The sequence below is a fragment of the Burkholderia contaminans genome, assembly GCF_029633825.1.
Lineage (GTDB): Bacteria > Pseudomonadota > Gammaproteobacteria > Burkholderiales > Burkholderiaceae > Burkholderia > Burkholderia contaminans.
Genome location: NZ_CP090640.1, coordinates 2,417,645 through 2,437,087, shown reverse-complemented (window position 1 = coordinate 2,437,087; position 19,443 = coordinate 2,417,645). Strand labels below are relative to the sequence as shown.

Genomic DNA, 19,443 nt, shown 5'->3' with positions numbered 1-19,443 from the left:
GACCCTCCCGCACGCATGAAAAAGCCCCGCCGGGTACGCGCCCGGCGGGGCTTTTCTGCGACATGCGGCGCAATCAGTCGAAGTCGAACAGGTCGAACACGGATTTCTTGCGACGCTGGCCGTCGTGCTTGTAGCGATCGTCGTGCGAGCGGCCATCGTATCGGTCACGGCTGTCATGCGAGCGAGCGTCGCGCCCCCACCCGCCGTCGCGGCCGCGCGGTGCTTGCGCATCGTGCCGCACGGGCGGCTCGTCGCGACGCGCTGGCGCATCGCCGGTTTCGCGCGCGATCAGCTTGTCGAGCTCACCACGATCGAGCCACACGCCGCGGCAGGTCGGACAGTAGTCGATCTCGATCGACTGGCGCTCGGCCATCAACAGGTCGGGCGTCTTGCAGACAGGGCATTTCATCGCGCTTCTCCTTTCCGTGCGAATTTCGTCTGGATTCCGGATGAGTCCGGATGACGCGCGTGACGCCGGCCGCCGCAGCGGCAGCCGAGTCACGCGCGGTGGCTCAGTGGCCTTCCGTCGGTGCCGAGCGCTTCGCCTTCGCGCGCCGCGCCAGCATGTTCATGCCTTCGACGAAAGCCGAGAACGCCATTGCCGCGTAGATGTAACCCTTCGGCACGTGCGAACCGAAACCTTCGGCAATCAGCGTCATGCCGATCACGACCAGGAACGACAGCGCGAGCATCACGATGGTCGGGTTGCGGTCGATGAAACGTGCGAGCGGCTGTGCAGCGAACAGCATCACGGCGACGGCGACGATCACCGCGACGAACATGATCGGCACGTGCTCGGTCATGCCGATCGCGGTCACGATGCTGTCGATCGAGAACACGATGTCGAGCATCACGATCTGGCCGATCGCGGCCCACATCGTCAGGCCGACCGCACCGCCGGCACCGCCCGCGCCCTCACCGTCGCGCGACACGTGGTGATGGATCTCGGTGGTCGCCTTCCACACGAGGAACAGGCCGCCCGACAGCAGGATCAGGTCGCGCCACGAGAACGCATGGCCGAACAGCGTGAACACCGGTTCGGTGAGGCTCGCGATCCACGCGACGCTGCCGAGCAGCGCGAGGCGCATCACCAGCGCGAGCGCGATGCCGAGGCGCTGCGTGCGGGCGCGCTGCGCGTCGGGCAGCTTGTTGCTGAGGATCGAGATGAAGATCAGGTTGTCGATGCCGAGCACGACTTCCATCACGACGAGCGTCAGGAGCGCCGCCCAGACGGCGGGGTCAACGGCAAGCGTCAGCAGGTAGTCCATGAAATGGGCCGATACGAAAGTGGAAAGCCAGATCATAGGCCGCCCCGAACTTCGAAAAAATCAGAGAGAATCTGATTTTTGGTTCGGTTTTTCCGAAATCACGATCCGATGCTGAATTTTCGCCACCTGTACTATTTCTGGGTCGTCGTGAAGGAAGGCGGCTTCGCGCGCGCGGCCGCGCGGCTCGACATGGCCGTGCAGACCATCAGCGCGCAGGTACGCGAGCTCGAAAAAGCGCTCGGGCACCAGTTGCTGCGCCCGGCCGGGCGCGGCGTCACGATGACCGACGCCGGCCAGGCCGCGTTTGCGCGCGCGGAGGCGATCTTCGAGATGGGGCGGCTGATTCCCGACGAAGTACGCGCGGCGGCCAGCCAGCCGACCGTGCGGCTCGCGGTCGGCCTCGCGGACGGCATTTCCAAGCTCGCCGCGCACGCAATCCTCGCACCCGTGCTGGATACCCCCACGTTGCGGCTGCTGTGCCACGAAGGCGAGCACGATGCGCTGCTCGCGGAGCTGGCGCTGCATCATCTCGATCTGGTGCTGGCCGGCCAAGGCGCGCCGTCCGGTTCGAACCTGCGCGTGACGAGCGAGCGGCTCGTCGCGTCGCCGGTCGACTGGTATGGCCCCGCATCGCTCGTCACGCCGGCCGCGCGGCAGCACTTTCCGCTGTGCCTGGCCGACCTGCCCGTGCTGTTGCCGACCGCGCATTCGGCGCTGCGCGCGCGCCTCGACCGGTGGCTGGAGGGTGAACGGATCGTGCCGCGCGTGGCGGGGGAATTCGAGGACAGCGCACTGATGGCCGTGTTCGCGGCGCGCGGCCTCGGCGTGTTCCCGCTGAGCGAACTCGGCGCAAACGATGCGTCGCTGCTGCGCGGGTTGCGGCGGCTCGGGCGGGCGGGCGACGTGACCGAGGAGATCCACGCGATCCGCTCGCGACGCGGCGAACACCATCCGCTGACGTCGCAATTGCTGGCCGCCGCACGCCGCGCACCGGCCGACTGAAGCGAGCGCGACATCAAACGAAACTATAATGGCGCCCCGGCCTTACGAGATTGCCGCGCGCTTCATCCAGGCACCGCCGTTGCGCGAGCTCTCGCCAAGCCTTCTGAAAGACGCCATGCACAACCGATTTCGCCTGTTTTCCGTTTCGTGCGCGCTCGCGGCCGCGACCGTGCTGGCGGCGTGCTCGTCGCCGCCCAAGCCGATCTACCAGCAGGAACAGTTCGACGCGACCAGCAGCCCGTACGCGCATACGTTCCACTCGAAATCCGACGCAGCCTGCGAGGCCGCGCGGCGCGCGCTGCTGAGCCAGGGCTATGTGGTGTCGTCGTCGCGCAGCGATGCGGTCGACGGCAGCAAGAATTTCCAGCCTAACAACGACATGCACGTCGTGATCGAGTTTCATGTCGTGTGCGCGGACGCGAACGCGGACGGCTCGTCGAGCATCGCGTACGTGAATGCGGTGCAGGATCGCTACACGCTGAAGAAGTCGAATACGTCGGCCAGCGTGGGCTTGAGCGTGTTCGGCTCGCTGTCGCTGCCGATCGGGTCGAGCGATGACGCACTCGTCAAGACCGCCAGCGAGACGATTCCCGCCGGCGTGTTCTATGAGCGCTTCTTCAATCTCGTCGAGCATTTCCTGAAGATCGACCCGGCCCGCCGCGACCGTGCGACCGTCAAGGCCGCCGAGAAGGAGCCCGTCACGCCGCTGCCCGAACCCGCGCCGACGCCGCAGGGCGAGCCGATGAAGATGACGACCCCGGTCGTGCCGACGCCGCCCGCGGCGCCAGTGCCGCTTTCGTTGCCGGCGGTCGCGCCCGAGTCGGGGCAAACGCGGTGCCGGCCGCCGCGTCGGCCGTGGTCGCGCCGGCGGCGATGCGGGCTGCCGCGCCGGTGGCAGCGTCGGGTTCGGGGTCGGTATCGGCTTCGGGTGCGGCGCCTGCGGCAGCCGCGTCGTCGACGCCCGCACCGGCATCCACGCCGGCTTCAGCCCCCGTGCCGGCTTCCGCCTCCGGCCCGGCATCGTCACCTGCCGCGGCAGCATCGACGCCTGTGGTATCGGCACCGGCGGCTGCAACACCGGCACCGGTCGCGCCTGCGCCCGCACCCACCGCTTCGGTCCCCGTATCGGCATCGGCATCGATTCCGGCAAGTGCATCGCCTGCGCCCGCTGCCGCCAATCCCGTCGCATCGTCCGCACCGTCCGGCGCGAGCGCACCGGCCGCACACTGACCGGCCGTCCGTATCGTCGCGCGCGGCCGCATCCGGCGCCGCGCGACGATACGCATCCTTCCCTTTCATTCATCACGGAAATGCTGCGCCGCCGGCGGCCTACCCGCCGGGTCGCTGAATTGCTTCGATGCTTCGCGACGGACACACACGATCGATGTCGACGTTCGCCGGGATCGACGGTCGCCGTCACGCCACCGCAGGCGATCACGGTGACATCCGTCGTCGACCGCCATCCGGCCATCCCACGACAAACCGGCCAGCGCCGGCCGCCCCGCCTACCGCAACGTCGCGCGCAGCGTCTGCATCTGCTCGACGGTCGCCGTCACGCCGCCGCAGACGATCACGGCGACATCCTTCGCCGACGCGAGCACGGGCACCGGCCGCTCGAGCACGGCCAGCGCGGCACCGCACGCGGGCTCGACGACGATCCGGTGCTCGTCGAGGAATCGCAGTGACGCAGCCACCGCATCGGCATCGGACACGACAACCGGGTGAATCTCGTGTCGTGCGGCCCATTCGACCGCCGCGTCGCACGGACGCTTCGCGCCGAGCGACGTCGCGATGCTCGTGATCGCCGGCAATTCGACCACCTGCCCCTGCGCGAGCGAGCGCGCATAGCAGTCGGCGCCTTCCGTTTCGGCCGTGACCACCGGCACGTCGTGCCAGCCGTTGCGCGCCAGCCCTTCGAGCACGCCGCACAGCAACCCGCCTCCGCCAACCGCGAGCACGATCGCGTCGGGCTTCGGGCCGGCCGCCGCCATCTCGTCGATCATCGTCGCGTGGCCCTGCCACAGCATGCGATCGTCGAACGGATGCACGAACGCATCGTGCTCGCCGAGCGCCGACTGCGCGAACGCGTTCGCCTCGGCCCAGCTCGCACCGTGCACGACGAGCTCGGCGCCCTCGACGCGGATCAGCTCGCGCGCACGGGCCGATGCGCTCTCCGGTACCACGACGAGCACCGGCACACCGAGTTCGCGGCCGCAATACGCGACCGCGATGCCCGCGTTGCCGCCCGACGACGACACGAAGCGCCGCGCGCCGGCCGCATGCCGCGCTTCGCAGACTGCGCCGATGCCGCGCAACTTGAACGAGCCCGACGGCTGCAGCGCATCGAGCTTCAGCCGGACGGTCCTGCCGAACCGGCGGGATGCGATTTGCGAGCGGATATAAGGGGTCGGGATATGAATCGGCATGGGGCAGGACCAATGGGAACGGAGAGAACGCACGCGACGTGCAACGGCGAGCGGCAGTGACGGTCATCGTACGGCACGCCACCCATGCTTTCCAATACCATCGAATGGCGTTTGCTATGCTCCACAGGTATATCGATGAACCTGAATGGATGCCGCATGCGCCAGATCGAATTTCGTCACCTGCGCTACTTCGTGGCCGTCGCGCAAGCCGGCAGCGTAATGGCCGGCGCCCGCGCGGCCGGCATCGTCCAGCCCGCGCTCTCGCGACAGATCCGCGAACTCGAGGACGCGATCGGCACGCCGCTGCTGGTGCGCCGCGCAACGGGCGTCACGCTCACGGCGGCCGGCGCCAGTTTCCTGCAGGACGCGACCGGCCTGCTCGCGACGCTGCAGGACAGCCGTGAGCGCGCACTGCGCAGCGCGGCCGGGCAGCTGGGCGAACTGCGGCTCGGTGCGTTGCCGAACTGCCTGCCGCTGCCCGTCGTCGGAACCGTCCTCAAGGCGTTTCGCGACGCATGCCCGGACGTGAAGCTGTCGATCGCGCCGATGCTGTCGGCCGAGCAGGCGAACGCGCTGATGCGCGGCCAGCTCGACGGCGGGATCATGGCGTGGCGCCGGGACGAGGCGCCGCACCTGTCGGGCGTGCGGCTGCTCAGCGACCGCTTCGTGCTCGCGATGCCCGCGCCGCCGGGCGGGCGCTTCACCGCGCCGCGCACGCTGGCCGACGTCGCGAACGAGCCGTTCGTCTGGTTCGACGCGCAGCGCTCCGCCGCGCACCACCGGTTCCTGATGGCGCAGTGCCAGCAGGCCGGCTTCACGCCGCGCATCGCGCAGGTCGGCAGCGACATTCCGACATTGATCGGCCTCGTTGCGGCCGGGATGGGCTGTGCATTCGTGCCGGAAAGCGCGTCGCCGACCTGCCCGCACACGGTCCGGCTCATCGCGCTCGACGAACTCGCGAGCCGCTTCGACATCGAGTTCGTGTTCGACGGTGCGGCCGTGCCACCGTCGCCCGTCGTCGCGCGGTTTCTCGAGGCCGTGCGCGATGCGACCGGCGACGCGGGCCGAGCGGGCTGAACATGCGGCAGATGCGGCGACCTCGCCCGGCACTCGAGCGCCCCGATTCGCGGTGCCGAATGCCGGCGGAATCCCCTTTCATCCAACCGTCGCTTCGGCTGTCGAAACACGCTAAACAACCGCATCATTTTTGCGCAAATTCTTTCAAAATGATAACGCGCGACGCCATCGCACCGGTGTTTTTAAATTGGCACCAAAAACAGCCGTTTAACGTCGATTCGAATCGTCATGGCTCGAAATATACTGCGCGCGCATCCAACCCTCGTGCCAAAGAGAGGATGCATTTCCGCCCCGGTCACGGTCCCCCTGTGATCGGGGCTTTTTTTGCCCGCGATCCTTGTGGGCAAAGAGTTTGCGGTGATGATGCGAGATTCGCCAGGCGTGATGCCAGCCGCCTGAACGGCCCGTCCGATCTGCGCGGCCACCCGTCGCCGGGCAGTCTGTGGACGGCTTCCGGTTCATCCGGCGGGAGCGACCGTCAGTCCGCGTCGGAGCGTCGATGGATCGCGATCGCCGGGCCTGAAGCCGCCCGCCGATCTTTACGAAAATCTTTCACAAGAACATCGCTTTCACCCGCTCCGCCACCGGCTCCAAGCGCCCGCTGCATTGTTGACATGAAATCAAGATAATTTCGTCCGCACATGGCTTTTTCCGCAAAAGTCATGCAGGCACACTTCGTCCTGTCCTCAACGGCCCCGTGCCGGTCGTTATCCCTCGACTACAGGAGCCCATCGCGTGAACTCCACGACTTCCTCTCCTTCCCGCCCCGGCGGCAGCGCCGCACTGCCGCTGCTGGCACTGGCCGCCGGTGCGTTCGGCATCGGCACGACCGAGTTTTCGCCGATGGGCCTGCTGCCCGTGATCGCCGACGGCGTGCACGTGTCGATTCCGCAGGCCGGCATGCTGATCAGCGCGTATGCGATCGGCGTGATGATCGGCGCGCCGCTGATGACGCTGCTGCTCGCGCGCTGGTCGCGCCGTTCGGCACTGATCGCGCTGATGTCGATCTTCACGATCGGCAACCTGCTGTCGGCGTTCGCGCCGGACTACACGACGCTGCTGCTCGCCCGCCTCGTGACGAGCCTCAACCACGGCGCCTTCTTCGGACTGGGCTCGGTGGTCGCGGCCAACCTCGTGCCGCGCGAAAAGCAGGCCAGCGCGGTCGCGACGATGTTCATGGGTCTCACGATCGCGAACGTCGGCGGCGTGCCGGCCGCGACCTGGCTCGGCCAGATCATCGGCTGGCGCATGTCGTTCGCGGCGACCGCGGGCCTCGGCCTGGTTGCGATCGCCGGGCTGTTCGCCGCGCTGCCGAAGGGCGAAGCCGGCACGATGCCCGACCTGCGTGCGGAACTCTCGGTACTGACGCGCCCCGTCGTGCTCGGCGCGCTCGGGACGACCGTGCTCGGCGCCGGCGCGATGTTTACGCTCTATACGTATGTCGCGCCGACGCTCGAACACGTGACCGGTGCGACACCCGGCTTCGTGACCGCGATGCTGGTGCTGATCGGCGTCGGCTTCTCGATCGGCAACATCGCGGGCGGGCGCCTCGCCGACCGCTCGCTCGACGGCACGCTGATCGGTTTCCTGCTGTTGCTGATCGCCACGATGGCCGCGTTCCCGGTGCTCGCCCGCACGCATGCCGGCGCCGCCGTCACGCTGCTCGTGTGGGGTATCGCCACGTTCGCGGTCGTGCCGCCGCTGCAGATGCGCGTGATGCGGGCGGCCCATGAAGCGCCGGGCCTCGCGTCGGCCGTCAACATCGGCGCGTTCAACCTCGGCAACGCGCTCGGCGCGGCCGCCGGCGGCGCGGCGCTGTCGGCGGGCTTCGGTTATGCGGCCGTGCCGCTCGTCGGCGGGCTGATTGCCGCGGCCGGGCTCGCACTGGTCTTCCTGCAGATCGCGCAGCAGCGCCGCGCACCGGCCGCCGCGAATTCGTAATCGCGACACGTCGCGCACCGGCATGCATGCCGGACCGCCAATCCGTACCGACGCATGGTCACGGCCGCTCAATGCGGCCGTTTTCGCTTTCCACGGTCCATTCCGATCCAGCGCGCATCAATCGGAAAATATCCTGAATCTTCTCCAATCTTTCAGCCCCCCCGATTCAATACATTTGCAGAGTGGAATACGACTCAATTCATTCGCATGACTCACTTTCATTTCTTCTTCACCGCATCCAGCACATTACTTACCCCATTCACCACCGACCGGCTCGCCCCCCCAATCGGCCCGCCAAACAGTCTCGAACCCCGCATGAATTACCCGCTTTTGCTGCGAAGCAAGGTAATGATATATGCGAATCCCACACGAAAAATCGAAAAACGAAATACTCCCGACCTTTATTCAATCAATAGCCCCATTAAATGTAACAAAATGAAACAGAGTGAATTTAAAGATTGAAAGAATTGCCGATTCGTATCAGGATTTGCGAAAAAGCAGCACGATCAAGCGCGGCATAAATCCAACGAAAAATCGATCGATGAGGGATCAGTGTGAAAGTCGCCATCGCTTCCATGACATTGTCGCTCGCGCTGTCAATCGGCCTGTCGACACCCGCCGCCGACGCAGCCACCTATTCGAACGGCACCGCGACCGCCACCTTCACCGTCACGCTGACGCTGCAGCCGAACTGCACGATCGCCGCGAACCCGCTCGCGTTCGGCACCAACGGGGTGCTGGCCACCGCGATCAACCAGCAGACGACCGTCAGTGTCACCTGCACCAATACGACGCCGTACAACGTCGGCCTCGACGCCGGCACGGTCACCGGTTCGACCGTCGCGAGCCGCCTGATGGCCGGCACGGCGACCGGCAACACGACGACGACCGTCGACTTCCAGCTCTACCAGGACGCCGGGCGCACGACGATCTGGGGCAACACGCAAGGCACGAACACCGTGGCCGGCACCGGCACGGGCGCGGCACAGTCAATTACCGTCTACGGCCAGGTGCCCGCGCAGGCGACGCCGAAACCGGACACCTATCAGACGACCGTCACCGCAACCGTCTACTTCTGACCGGCGCCGCATCGCATGACTGCATTCCGTCGAACGCTCGTCGCGCTGCTGTGCGCGGCCGGCGCCGCGCACGCCGCGTCGCTGCAGATTTCCCCCGTCACGATCGAGTTCGGCGCCGACGACACGGCCAGCGGGATCACCCTGCGCAATCCGGGCGAACGCCCGGTGTACGGACAGGTGCGCGTGTTCCTCTGGAACCAGGCCGATGGCCAGGACACGCTGACGCCCACGCAGGATCTGCTGGCCAGCCCGCCGCTGATCGAGGTCGGCACCCAGTCCGAGCAACTGATTCGCGTGGTGCGCGCGTCGCGCGTGCCATCCGGCACCGAGCAGGCCTACCGGCTGCTGATCGACGAATTGCCGCCGCCGGGCGAAACACCGGCCAACGGCGTGTCGATCCGGCTGCGCTATTCGATTCCGGTGTTCGTCGAGCCTGCCGCCGACGGCGCGCCGCAGCTCGACTGGGCGCTGCTGCGCAACAACGGCGGCTGGGTGCTGCGGGTGCGCAACGGCGGCACGCGGCGCGCGCAACTGGCGTCCGTCGAACTCGTGACCGGCGACGGTCACACGTACCCGCTCACGCGCGGCCTGCTCGGCTATGCACTCGCGGGCCGCACGGGCCAGTGGAGCGTGCCGCTGCCGGCCGGCGTCACGCTCGGCGGCAAGGTCACGGTGCGGGCAGCCGTCAATTCGCAGCCGGCCAGCGCGGTCGTCGCGGTGGAGCCGCCGGGCTGAGTCCGCCGGTGCGCCGCCCGGCCCCTCCCCTTCGCCACACACCGGCTCGGTCCCGGCCGACGGACGCGGTGCGCCGCGACGCTCCCCGCGCACCGCGGTCGCGGCCGTCGTGGCCGGCGGCCTGTTCGCGTTCGGCTGCGCGCATGCGGACGAACCCTCGGCGCTCGTGATGACCGACAGCACACACGACGTGATCCTCGAAGTCAGCGTCAACGGTGAGAACACGACGCTGCTCGCGCACTTCCGCGAACGCGACGGCCACCTGTCGGCGAGCGGCGCAGACCTGCATACGATCGGCGTCGCGACCGACCGGCTCGGCATCGCCGATGCGGCGACGGTCGACCTCGACACGATTCCCGGCCTGCGCTACCGCTACGACGCGGCACGCCAGAGCGTCGAACTGCAGATGCCCGATACGCTGCGCCGCCCCTACGCGATCGACAGCCGCGCATTGCCGCCCACGCAGGCGGCCAGCGCGTCGCGCGGGCTCGCGATCAACTACGACGCGTACGCGCAGACGCTCGGCGACCGGCAGTACTCGCTCTACACCGACGTGCGCTACTTCGATCCGGGCGGCGTGTTCGACACCACGGGCGTCGCGACCTTCTATGACGGCCGCCGGCGTTACACGCGCTTCGATACGTCGTGGAGCCGCTCGGACCCGGCGCGGCCGAGCACGACGCAGATCGGCGACACGATCTCGGGGTCGCTCGCGTGGACGCGCTCGGTGCGCCTCGGCGGCTTCCAGTGGCGCAGCAATTTCGCGCTGCGCCCCGATCTCGTGACGTTCCCGATCCCGTCGCTCGCCGGCTCCGCAGCCGTGCCGTCGGCCGTCGACCTGTACATCAACAACGTGCGCCAGTACACCGGCAACGTGCCGAGCGGCCCGTTCATCATTCACGACGTGCCGGGCATCACGGGCGCCGGCCAGGCCACCGTCATCACGCGCGACGCGCTCGGGCGCACCGTCGCGACGTCCGTGCCGCTCTACGTCGATACGCGGATGCTGTCCGCCGGGCTGTCGAGCTATTCGTTCGAGGCCGGCTTCCTGCGGCGCAATTACGGGCTGCAGTCGTTCGACTACGACGCGCGGCCGGCCGTCAGCGGCTCGCTGCGGCGCGGGATCAGCAACGCGCTGACCGTCGAAGGGCATGCGGAAGCAACCGGCGGCGTGGTGAACGCGGGCGTCGGCGGGCTGCTGCGCCTCGGCTACGCGGGCGTCGTGAGCGGTGCGGTCGCGGGCAGCGCCGGGCGCTTTCCGGGCACGCAGGTGAGCGCCGGCTACCAGTTGATCGAACCGCGCTTCTCGATCAACGCGCAGACGATCCGCGCGTTCGGCCGCTACGGCGATCTCGCCTCGCGCGACGGCGCCACCGTGCCGGCGGCAACCGACCAGGCGACGCTCGCGCTGCCCTTCATCCACCGCCAGACACTGTCGCTCAGCTACATCGGCTTCCGGATGCCGCAAGGCCCGAGCGCGCGGATCGGCACCGTGTCGTACACGCTGGGCCTCGGCGATCTCGCGTCGCTGACCGTGAGCGCGTACCGCGATTTCGCGCAGCAGGGCGCGAGCGGCGCGTTCATGTCGCTGAACGTCGGGCTCGGTCGCAACACGTCGATCAACACGACCGTCGGGCGCCAGCGCGGCCAGTCGAACTACACCGTCGACGCGAGCCGCCCGCCCGACTACGACGGCGGCTGGGGCTGGGGCGTACAGGCCGGCGGCACGGGCGCGGTGCCGTACCGGCAGGCGCAAGTCCGCTATCTCGGTCATGCGGGCGAAGTCATCGCGGCTACGCAGAACATCGATCGCCGGACCGGCGCGTCGCTCGACGTCAGCGGCGCGCTCGTGTTCATGGACAGCAGCCTCCTGTTGTCGCGCCGCATCACCGACGGCTTCGCGCTCGTGTCGACCGACGGCGTCGCGGGCATCCCGGTGCTGCACGAAAACCGCGTGATCGGCACGACCGATCGTGCCGGGCACCTGCTTGTGCCCGACCTGAATGCGTACCAGAACAACCGGATCGCGATCGATGCGATGAAGCTGCCCGCCGATGCGCGGATCGCCCGCACGTCGATGACGGTCGTGCCGCAGGCGCAATCGGGCGTATTCACGCATTTCGGCGTGTCACGCTATCGCGCGGCATCGGTGATCCTGCATGACGATACCGGCCGCGCGCTGCCGGCCGGAGCGCGCGTGCATCACGCCGAAAGCGGCGCGGATACGATCGTCGGCTACGACGGGCTCACGTTCATCGACGGATTGAAGGACGACAACCACCTCGCGATCGACTACGGCACGCAGCACTGTGTCGCGGCATTCGCGTTCACCGCGCCCGGCAACGGCACGCTGCCGACCATCGGGCCCGTCACTTGCCGGACGACACCGTGAAGATCGCGCTGCTGGTCCTCGTCGCCTTCATCGCGTGGTGCGGCTCGCCCCGTCACGCACAGGCCGAAAGCTGCACGGCGACCGCATCGAACGTGAGCTTCGGCTCGGTCAGCCCGATCTCGAACGCGCCGGTCGCCGCGACCGGCACGGTCAGCGTCACCTGCACGTGGTCGACCGTCTCGCTGACGCCAAACGTGCTCGTGTGCCTGAACCTCGGCGGCACGAGCCCGCGCAGCCTCGTCAACGGCAGCAACGCGATGCAATACGACCTCTATCTGGACGGCGGGCATTCGGTCGCGTGGGGCTCGGTGTATTCCGGCACGACACCGGCATCCGTCACGCTGGTCAAGCCCGCGCTCGGCACGAGCGCGTCCGCGACGGTCACCGTGTACGGACAGATCACCGGGAACCAGCCGACCGTTCCGACGACCGGCAACAGCACCACCATTTACTCGCAGACGTTCGGCGGCAACACGACATCGATCAACACCGGGTTCTACCTGCTCGGTGCGCCGACCTGCGCGACGCTGACGACATCGAACGGCACCTTCCCGTTCAGCGCGACGGCGAACGTCGTCAACAACTGCAACATCAGCGCGACCAATGTGAGCTTCGGCACCGCGAGCCTGCTGTCGGGCTCGCTCACGGCGAGCGGTTCGATCACCGCGCAGTGCACCAACGGCGACGCATGGCAGATCGCGCTGAACGGCGGCAGCAGCGGCAGCGTGACGGCGCGCCAGATGCAGCGCAGCGGCGGCGGCGGCGCGATCGGCTACGGGCTTTACACGGACGCCGCGCGCTCGATCGCGTGGGGCGACGGCACGGGCGGCAGTTCGACGGTCACGGGTGTCGGCACGGGCACGTCGCAGGTCGTGACCGTGTACGGCGCGGTGCCGGCGCAAACCACGCCCGCGCCCGGCAACTACAGCGACACGATCACCGCGACGATCAGCTTCTAGCGTTCAGCAGTACCAGCGGGCACGAGCGCACGCGCCGCGCCGCCCGCTCAAAACATGACGGTCCATGCGGACGGCGCGCCCGCCCCGCGCGACGCCGACCGTGCATCGGGCAGCGGCGCGTGGCTGAGCATGAACGGCGTGCCGTGCGCGCAACTGACACTCGGGATGCCGGCATCGGCAGCGCCCTGCAGCGCGCCGGTGCCGATCGTGCAGGTTTCCGGAATGGTGAGACTGACGCGCAGCGGAATCGAGGGCTCCGTCGCGTTCGCGACGGACCCTACGCCGGGCGCGGCCAGCGCGATCGCGATCGAGATCGCACCGCGTCTGATTGGGTCGGCTGTCATCGTGCGGCTCTCCTTCGTGCATCCATTCAGCATATGCGCGAATTATCGGCGGGCGGGCGGAAAACCTGAACCCGCACGCACGTGGCCGTGCCCCGCCGCGCCGGTCAGCGCGCGGCGGCGAACCCGCCGAAAAACGCACGCGCATTCGCATCGAGGCTGTCGAGGTGATAGCCGCCTTCCTGCACGATCACCGTCGGCAGCCCGAGTGCGCCGATCGCGCCGCCGAGCCGCCCGAAGCCGTCGGTCGTGACGGCCACCTGCGATTGCGGATCGTCCTTGTAGATATCGAAGCCGAGCGCGAGCACGAGCGCATCGGGCTGGAACCGCGCCAGCGCGCGCAGCGCGTCGTCGAGGCGCGCGAAGAACGCCGACTCCGGCGCGCCGTGCGGCATCGGCAGGTTGAGGTTGAAACCGTCGCCGGCCCCGGTGCCCGTCTCTTCCTCATAGCCCGCGACGACCGGGTAGAAGTTGGTCGGGTCGCCGTGGATCGACACGTAAAGCACGTCGTCGCGGCCGTAGAAGATCTCCTGCACGCCCTGCCCGTGATGCATGTCGGTGTCGAGGATCGCGACCCGGCGATGGCGGCCGAGCAGCGACTGCGCGGCGATCGCCGCATTGTTCAGGTAGCAGAAGCCGCCGGCCCCGTCGCGGCGTGCGTGATGGCCGGGCGGCCGGCACAGCGCGTAGGCCTCGCGTGCGCCGTCGTTGACGTCGGCCGCGGCCGCCAGCGCGCCCTGCGCGGACCAGTACGCAGCGCGCCACGTGTTCGCACCGACCGGACAACTGCCGTCGGCGAGGTAGCGCGCGGCTTTCGCGAGCACGCCGCGCAGCGGGTTCGGGTCGCGCACGAACACGTTCGACATCACTTCGTCGCCCCAGTCGTCTGGCATCTGCTTCCAGTCGCGATGCGCTTCCTCCAGGAAGCGCAGGTAGTTCATGTCGTGCACGGCCGCGATCGGCGCGGTGCCGCGGTCGGCCGGCTCGCGCACGTCGAAGTCGAGCGACCGGACGGCGGCGACGAGCCGCGCCGCGCGCTCGGGCACTTCCTGCGGCTCACGCATCTGGCCGCGCGACAGGTAGCTGCGCGGATGGTGCAGCAGCTGTTCGGGATGGAAATAGGTTTTCATCGTTCGCCCTCGTCGGTGTTTCGATTTGCCGGCTTGCCGGTTCGCCGCGTCATGCGTCCTGCGTGGCGGCCGCCACCGCAACGCCCGATGCAACACCCGCACGCGCGAGCACCGCATGAAGCAGCACGTTCGTGCCGCGCGTCACGTCATCCGGCAGCGCATCCTCGGCCTCGTTGTGCGACAGGCCGTCGACGCACGGGATGAACACCATCGCGGTCGGCACGCGACGCGCAAGCAGGATCGCGTCGTGCCCGGCGCCGCTGACGATCCGCTCGTTCGTATAGCCGAACGCGGCGGCCGCCTGCGCGACCTGTTCGACGCAGTCGCGATCGAACGGCGTCGCCGGGCTGCGCCAGCACGTTTGCATCGCCACCTGCACGCCGCGCGCAGTGGCGACACGTGTGCACGCATCGCGCAACTCGCGCTCCATCGCGTCGACTTGCGCATCGTCGTGATGGCGAAGGTCGACCGTGAACGTCACCTCGCCGGCAATGGTGTTGCGCGACGCATTGCGAATGCCGACCTGACCGATCGTCGCGAGCCCGCGCGGTGCATGACCGGCGACGATCCGTTCGAGTTCGAGCGCCATCTGCGCGCTTGCGAAATACGCGTCCTTGCGATACGGCATCGGCGTCGTGCCCGCATGCGCGGCCACGCCCGTCACCGTCACGTCGAGCCAGCGGATCGCCTGCCCGCCCGTGACGACGCCGATCGTCGTGCCGTTCGCCTCGAGCACGGGGCCCTGTTCGATATGCGCTTCGAAATACGCATCGACCGCGCCGCCTGTCGCACGCGTGCCGCGATAGCCGCAGGCGTCCAGCGCCGCGCCGAGCGTGATACCGTCGGCGTCCTGCTTCGCGAGCGCTTCGTCGAGCGGCAATGCGCCCGTGAAGACGGCCGAGCCGAGCATGGCCGGCGCGAAGCGCGCGCCCTCCTCGTTGGTCCAGGACACGATTTCCAGCGGCTTGTCGGTCGCGATGCCTGCGTCGTTCAGCGTGCGCACGAGTTCGAGCGCGGCGAGCACGCCATAGACGCCATCGAAGCGGCCGCCTTCGGGCTGCGTGTCGAGATGGCTGCCGATCAGCACGGGAGCTGCCTGCGCATCGGTGCCGTCGCGCCGCGCGAACAGGTTGCCGACGGCGTCGACGCTCACCGTCATCCCCGCGTCGCGGCACCACTGCGCAAACAGGTCACGCCCGCGACGATCGTCGTCGGTGAGCGCGAGGCGCCGCACGCCGCCGCGCGGCGTCGCGCCGACGCGCGCCATGTCCTCCAGGCTCTGCCACAAACGGGCGCCGTCGATTTCCAGCAGGTCTTTCATGTGCACTCCGGATGAATTCGTTCGTTGAGGTTCACTGCGAGCCGAGCGCTTCGGCGGCGGCCGGCCGTGCCGCGCGGCGCGCGTCGAGTGCGACGATGCACAGCAGCGAGATGCCGGCGAGACACGTGTAGAACACCGCGAGCGGCCACCACTGGCCCGCGAAGCGATGCGCGAGCCACGTGCCGACGAGCGGCGTCAGGCCGCCCGCGATCGCGCCGCAGATCTGGTAGGCGAGCGAGATCGCCGAATAGCGCACGTGCGCGGGAAACACATCGCTCACGAAACCCGCGATCACCGAATAGAAGCCCGCCATGCAGACCACCGCGAGCGCGATGCCCGCGATCAGCGACGCGGACGTGCCGCCCTGCACGAGCATGAACATCGGATACGGCGACAGCATCGCGAGCAGCGCCGCGAGCTTCAGGAAGCGTGCGCCGCCGATGCGCTCGGCGATCCACGCGGCGATCGGTTGCGCGATGAACTGGATGATCGCGACCGCGAACAGGCTGTCGAGGATCAGCGAGCGCGAGACGCCGACGTACTGCGTCGTGTACGCGATCATGAACGTGTTCGTGAAATAGACGCCCGCGATACCGATCGTGTTCGCGCCGATGCAGAGCGCCACGAGCCCCGACGCGGAGCGGAACACTTCCGCGACCGGCAGCTTCACCGTGCGGTTGGTTTCCTTCACGCGCGCGAATTCCGGCGATTCGTTCACGCCGAGCCGGATCAGGATGCCGACCACGAGCAGCACCGAACTCGCGAGGAACGGCAGGCGCCAGCCCCATGCGAGGAAGTCGGCCTTGTCCATCGACGTGACCGCGCGAAACGCGATCAGCGACAGGATCAGCCCGGCCGGGCTGCCGAGCTGCGCGAACGACGCGAAGAACGTGCGGCGCCCCTGCGGCGCATGCTCGCCCGCCATCAGCACCGCGCCGCCCCATTCGCCGCCGACCGCGATCCCCTGCACGACGCGCAATGCGACGAGCAGCACCGGCGCGAGCATGCCGACCTTCGAATAATCGGGCAGCAGCCCGACGCAGACGGTCGCGACGCCCATCATCATCAGCGTCGTCATCAGCGCCTTCTTGCGGCCGATGCGGTCTCCAAGATGGCCGAAGATCACGCCGCCGAGCGGCCGCGCGAAGAAGCCGACCGCGAACGTCGCGAACGACGCCATCGTGCTGACGAAGCGGTCATGCGACGGGAAATAGAGTTCGCCGAATACGAGCGCGGCGGCGGTCGCGTAGATGTAGAAGTCGTACCACTCGATCATCGTGCCGATGAACGCGGCCGTCGCGGCGCGCCCCGGCTGACGGGCGGAAGGAAGGGACTGGGTCATGCGGGCTCCTGACGCGCGCCGCGGCAGGCGGCGCGCAATGTCGTGTGACGGCCGTCTGTCGCGGCGTTGCGCCGCACGCTGCGGCACCCCTCCTTTATCGGCGACCGCAAATCATTAGTCAAATTTCAAGTTATTATTCGCTGTATAAATTCAACTAATGTCATTGACGATGCCCCGCCCGGAGACCCGATGCGCCCCGACCTCGCCCCGTTCCTGAACGACCGACTCGACTGGAACCTGCTGCGCACGTATCTGGTGATCATCCAGGAGCGCAGCGTGAGCCGCGCGGCCGCGCGCCTGCACGTGACGCAGCCGGCCGTGAGCCAGGCATTGCGGCGGCTCGAGGACACGCTCGAGCGCAAGCTGATCGAACGGCGCGGCACGCACTTCGCGCCGACGCCGGCCGGCGAAGCCGTCTACCGGATCGCGAGCGACATCTACGGCGGCATCTCGCGCCTCGAAACCGAAATCGACGACAGCACCGCCGACCTGACCGGTTCGATCCGGCTGCTGACGGTGAGCCGCATCGAGTCGCCCGTCTATGACGAATTCCTCGCGGACTTCCATCGCGCGTATCCGCGCATCGACCTGCAGATCGAGGTGATGCGCTCGTCGGACATCCTGTCTTCGCTGCTGCAGAAGACGGCCACGGCGGGGCTCGGCCTGTGCCGCACGCCGCACGACAAGCTGGAGATGCGCTGCTTCCTGCGCCAGCGCTATGCGATCTACTGTGGCCGCCATCACAGGCTCTTCGGGCAGACGCAACTGCGGATGGACGATCTGCTCGCCGAGAATTTCGTGTCGTTCACGAGCGACCAGATCGGCGACAGCCTGTCGCCGCTCACCGTGTTTCGCGACCAGAAGGGCTTCACGGGGCGCATCGTCGCGTCGTCGCCGAGCCTCGAGGAAGTGCGGCGGCTGATCTTCGCCGGCTACGGGATCGGCTGCCTGCCCGAGCACATCGTGCGCGACGACATCGCGCAGCAGCGGCTGTGGCGGCTGCCGCCCGACGACGGGCTCGTCGACGTCGACGTGTTCCTGCTGTGGCATCGCGATCGCAAGATGAACGCGGCCGAGCACGCGTTTCTCGACGCAATGGAGCGCTGCATGCAGCGCCATTCGCTCGCCGAGCGGCTGGGGAAATAACGGCGCGATGCGCCCCCCGCGGCAAGCGCCGGGCGCACACGGCCCGGCGCGCCGGCTGCATCAGAACCGATGCACGACGCCGAGCTGCACGCCGCGTGCATTCGCCCCCGGGTACGCGAGCGGCAGCCCCGGGTTCGCCGCACCGGCGAGCGTATAGCCGGCCTGCTTGCGGTTGCGCAGGTAGGACAGCGCTCCGTAGAAGCTCGTGCGCTTCGACAGGTCGTACTCGTACATCAGCCCGAGCTGGTCCGCATGGTTGCCCTGCGACGACTGGTCGTGCAGATACGCGTAGCCGAGCGCCACGTAGTTCGCCGGATTGAACTGGTATTTGACCGACAGCCCGTACACGCGCGAGTCGATGCCGAGATCGGCCCACTTCACCGCGGAGAAGCCGCCGTACACGGTGGCCTTGCCGATCGCGTACGACGCGCCGGCCATGATCGTGCGATCGGTGGTGGTCGCCGTCGCGTTCTTCAGCCACTGGCCCGCGACGAACGCGCCGAACGGCCCGTGTTCGTAAGTCAGGTCGAACTGCTGGCTGGAGCCTGCCGAGCGCACGCCGCCCGCATCGCCGAACCCGAAGTACAGCCCGCCCTGGAAGCCCGCGATCTCCGGGCTCTGGTACGACAGCGTGTTGCTGGTGCGGAACGCGAACACGGTCAGGTTGTCCATGCCGGACGCCTGCGTGACGCCGCCGAACGCATCCTGGCCGCCCTGGTCGTTGAACAGCGGAGAATTCTGGCGGCCCGCGCGCACCTTGCCCCACTGCCCCGCGATACCGACCCACGCCTGCCGATTGAACAGGCGGCCGGAACTCGCGAGCGAACCGTCGTTCGGGTTGAAGCCGTTCTCCAGCGCGAACTCGATCTTCTGCCCGCCGCCGATGTCCTCGCCGCCTTTCAGTCCGAACCGGCTGCCCCACTGGCCGCCCGAATTGATCGCCGCCGTGTAGCCGTTGCCCGTATTCACGTATTGCGCGAATTCGTCGATCACGCCGTACAGCGTGACGCCGTCCTGCGCGAACGCGGCGCCCGGTCCGGCGATGCACGCCACTGCGAACGTCATGCGAAGACCGGCGTGCGCCGTCCGCGCCCGGGAGTCGCTTCCGCGGGCTGTCTTTTGTTTAGTCATACTATTCAATGGTCAGAGAATGAAACGACACCGGGCACGGCAGTCGTGCCACACCGGCATCGCGGGAAAGGAAGCGTGGGGGAAGCGCCGGGCGCAGGCAGCGCCCGGCTCGCGCAACGGTCAGGACCGCAGGCGGCCGGCCCGATGCGCGTG

General features: G+C 68.2%; 17 protein-coding genes and 1 pseudogene. 9 read left to right on the top strand and 9 right to left on the bottom strand.

What is annotated here, in order from left to right:
• Window positions 1-73: 73 nt before the first annotated feature.
• A complete protein-coding gene (locus tag LXE91_RS11340) occupies window positions 74-409 on the bottom strand; it encodes a TFIIB-type zinc ribbon-containing protein (RefSeq protein ID WP_039352399.1) in 336 nt (111 codons plus the stop codon).
• A gap of 103 nt (window positions 410-512) precedes the next feature.
• Entirely contained in the window at window positions 513-1,268 is a 756-nt protein-coding gene (locus LXE91_RS11335; protein WP_039352397.1) for a TerC family protein, read from the bottom strand.
• 108 nt (window positions 1,269-1,376) lie between these two features.
• Between LXE91_RS11335 and LXE91_RS11330 the strand changes: the two genes are divergently transcribed.
• Together LXE91_RS11330 and LXE91_RS11325 are read left to right on the top strand one after the other, a co-directional pair.
• On the top strand, window positions 1,377-2,270 hold the full coding sequence (locus tag LXE91_RS11330; RefSeq protein ID WP_039352394.1) for a LysR family transcriptional regulator: 894 nt from the start codon (window positions 1,377-1,379) through the stop codon (window positions 2,268-2,270).
• A 115-nt stretch (window positions 2,271-2,385) separates the two neighbouring features.
• Window positions 2,386-3,500: pseudogene (locus LXE91_RS11325) on the top strand (DUF2242 domain-containing protein).
• 275 nt (window positions 3,501-3,775) lie between these two features.
• Here LXE91_RS11325 and LXE91_RS11320 read toward each other — a convergent pair.
• A complete protein-coding gene (locus tag LXE91_RS11320) occupies window positions 3,776-4,696 on the bottom strand; it encodes a pyridoxal-phosphate dependent enzyme (protein ID WP_039352391.1) in 921 nt (306 codons plus the stop codon).
• 156 nt (window positions 4,697-4,852) lie between these two features.
• Here LXE91_RS11320 and LXE91_RS11315 point away from each other — a divergent pair, with 156 nt between their 5' ends.
• Window positions 4,853-5,773: a LysR family transcriptional regulator gene (locus LXE91_RS11315; RefSeq protein WP_039352498.1), complete on the top strand. Its 921-nt coding sequence runs from the start codon at window positions 4,853-4,855 to the stop codon at window positions 5,771-5,773.
• Between the two features lie 478 nt (window positions 5,774-6,251).
• Here the strand turns inward: LXE91_RS11315 and LXE91_RS11310 are convergent, their stop codons facing one another.
• Window positions 6,252-6,437 carry a hypothetical protein gene (locus LXE91_RS11310; RefSeq protein ID WP_135370766.1) on the bottom strand — a complete coding sequence of 62 codons (186 nt, stop codon included), beginning with the start codon at window positions 6,435-6,437 and terminating at the stop codon, window positions 6,252-6,254.
• Between the two features lie 71 nt (window positions 6,438-6,508).
• On the opposite strand from LXE91_RS11310, the gene LXE91_RS11305 reads away from it, so the two are divergent.
• The 5 genes from LXE91_RS11305 to LXE91_RS11285 all read left to right on the top strand — a co-directional run bounded on the left by LXE91_RS11305 (window position 6,509) and on the right by LXE91_RS11285 (window position 12,879).
• Window positions 6,509-7,714 (top strand): MFS transporter, encoded by a 1,206-nt coding sequence (locus LXE91_RS11305; protein ID WP_039352388.1) that lies wholly within the window; start codon window positions 6,509-6,511, stop codon window positions 7,712-7,714.
• Between the two features lie 575 nt (window positions 7,715-8,289).
• Entirely contained in the window at window positions 8,290-8,793 is a 504-nt protein-coding gene (locus tag LXE91_RS11300; protein ID WP_039352385.1) for a Csu type fimbrial protein, read from the top strand.
• Window positions 8,794-8,808: 15 nt separating this feature from the next.
• On the top strand, window positions 8,809-9,528 hold the full coding sequence (locus LXE91_RS11295) for a fimbrial biogenesis chaperone (RefSeq protein WP_039352382.1): 720 nt from the start codon (window positions 8,809-8,811) through the stop codon (window positions 9,526-9,528).
• A 169-nt stretch (window positions 9,529-9,697) separates the two neighbouring features.
• Window positions 9,698-11,920, top strand: a complete 2,223-nt coding sequence (locus LXE91_RS11290; protein WP_222181017.1) for a fimbria/pilus outer membrane usher protein — start codon at window positions 9,698-9,700, stop codon at window positions 11,918-11,920.
• Complete coding sequence (locus tag LXE91_RS11285; RefSeq protein ID WP_046196275.1) at window positions 11,902-12,879, top strand: Csu type fimbrial protein; 978 nt, start codon at window positions 11,902-11,904, stop codon at window positions 12,877-12,879. Before LXE91_RS11290 ends, LXE91_RS11285 begins: the two co-directional genes overlap by 19 nt.
• 47 nt (window positions 12,880-12,926) lie before the next feature.
• On the opposite strand, the gene LXE91_RS11280 is transcribed toward LXE91_RS11285, so the two are convergent.
• The 4 genes from LXE91_RS11280 to LXE91_RS11265 all read right to left on the bottom strand — a co-directional run bounded on the left by LXE91_RS11280 (window position 12,927) and on the right by LXE91_RS11265 (window position 17,013).
• Window positions 12,927-13,223, bottom strand: a complete 297-nt coding sequence (locus tag LXE91_RS11280) for a hypothetical protein (protein WP_039352374.1) — start codon at window positions 13,221-13,223, stop codon at window positions 12,927-12,929.
• A 104-nt stretch (window positions 13,224-13,327) separates the two neighbouring features.
• Window positions 13,328-14,350, bottom strand: coding sequence for a histone deacetylase family protein (locus LXE91_RS11275; protein ID WP_039352371.1), 1,023 nt, complete (start codon window positions 14,348-14,350; stop codon window positions 13,328-13,330).
• A 49-nt stretch (window positions 14,351-14,399) separates the two neighbouring features.
• Entirely contained in the window at window positions 14,400-15,671 is a 1,272-nt protein-coding gene (locus tag LXE91_RS11270) for a Zn-dependent hydrolase (RefSeq protein WP_039352369.1), read from the bottom strand.
• Between the two features lie 31 nt (window positions 15,672-15,702).
• On the bottom strand, window positions 15,703-17,013 hold the full coding sequence (locus tag LXE91_RS11265) for an MFS transporter (RefSeq protein ID WP_039352367.1): 1,311 nt from the start codon (window positions 17,011-17,013) through the stop codon (window positions 15,703-15,705).
• 189 nt (window positions 17,014-17,202) lie between these two features.
• Between LXE91_RS11265 and LXE91_RS11260 the strand changes: the two genes are divergently transcribed.
• Window positions 17,203-18,159 (top strand): LysR family transcriptional regulator, encoded by a 957-nt coding sequence (locus LXE91_RS11260; protein ID WP_039352364.1) that lies wholly within the window; start codon window positions 17,203-17,205, stop codon window positions 18,157-18,159.
• A 60-nt stretch (window positions 18,160-18,219) separates the two neighbouring features.
• On the opposite strand, the gene LXE91_RS11255 is transcribed toward LXE91_RS11260, so the two are convergent.
• Window positions 18,220-19,290 (bottom strand): porin, encoded by a 1,071-nt coding sequence (locus LXE91_RS11255; RefSeq protein WP_039352361.1) that lies wholly within the window; start codon window positions 19,288-19,290, stop codon window positions 18,220-18,222.
• Between the last annotated feature and the right edge of the window lie 153 nt (window positions 19,291-19,443).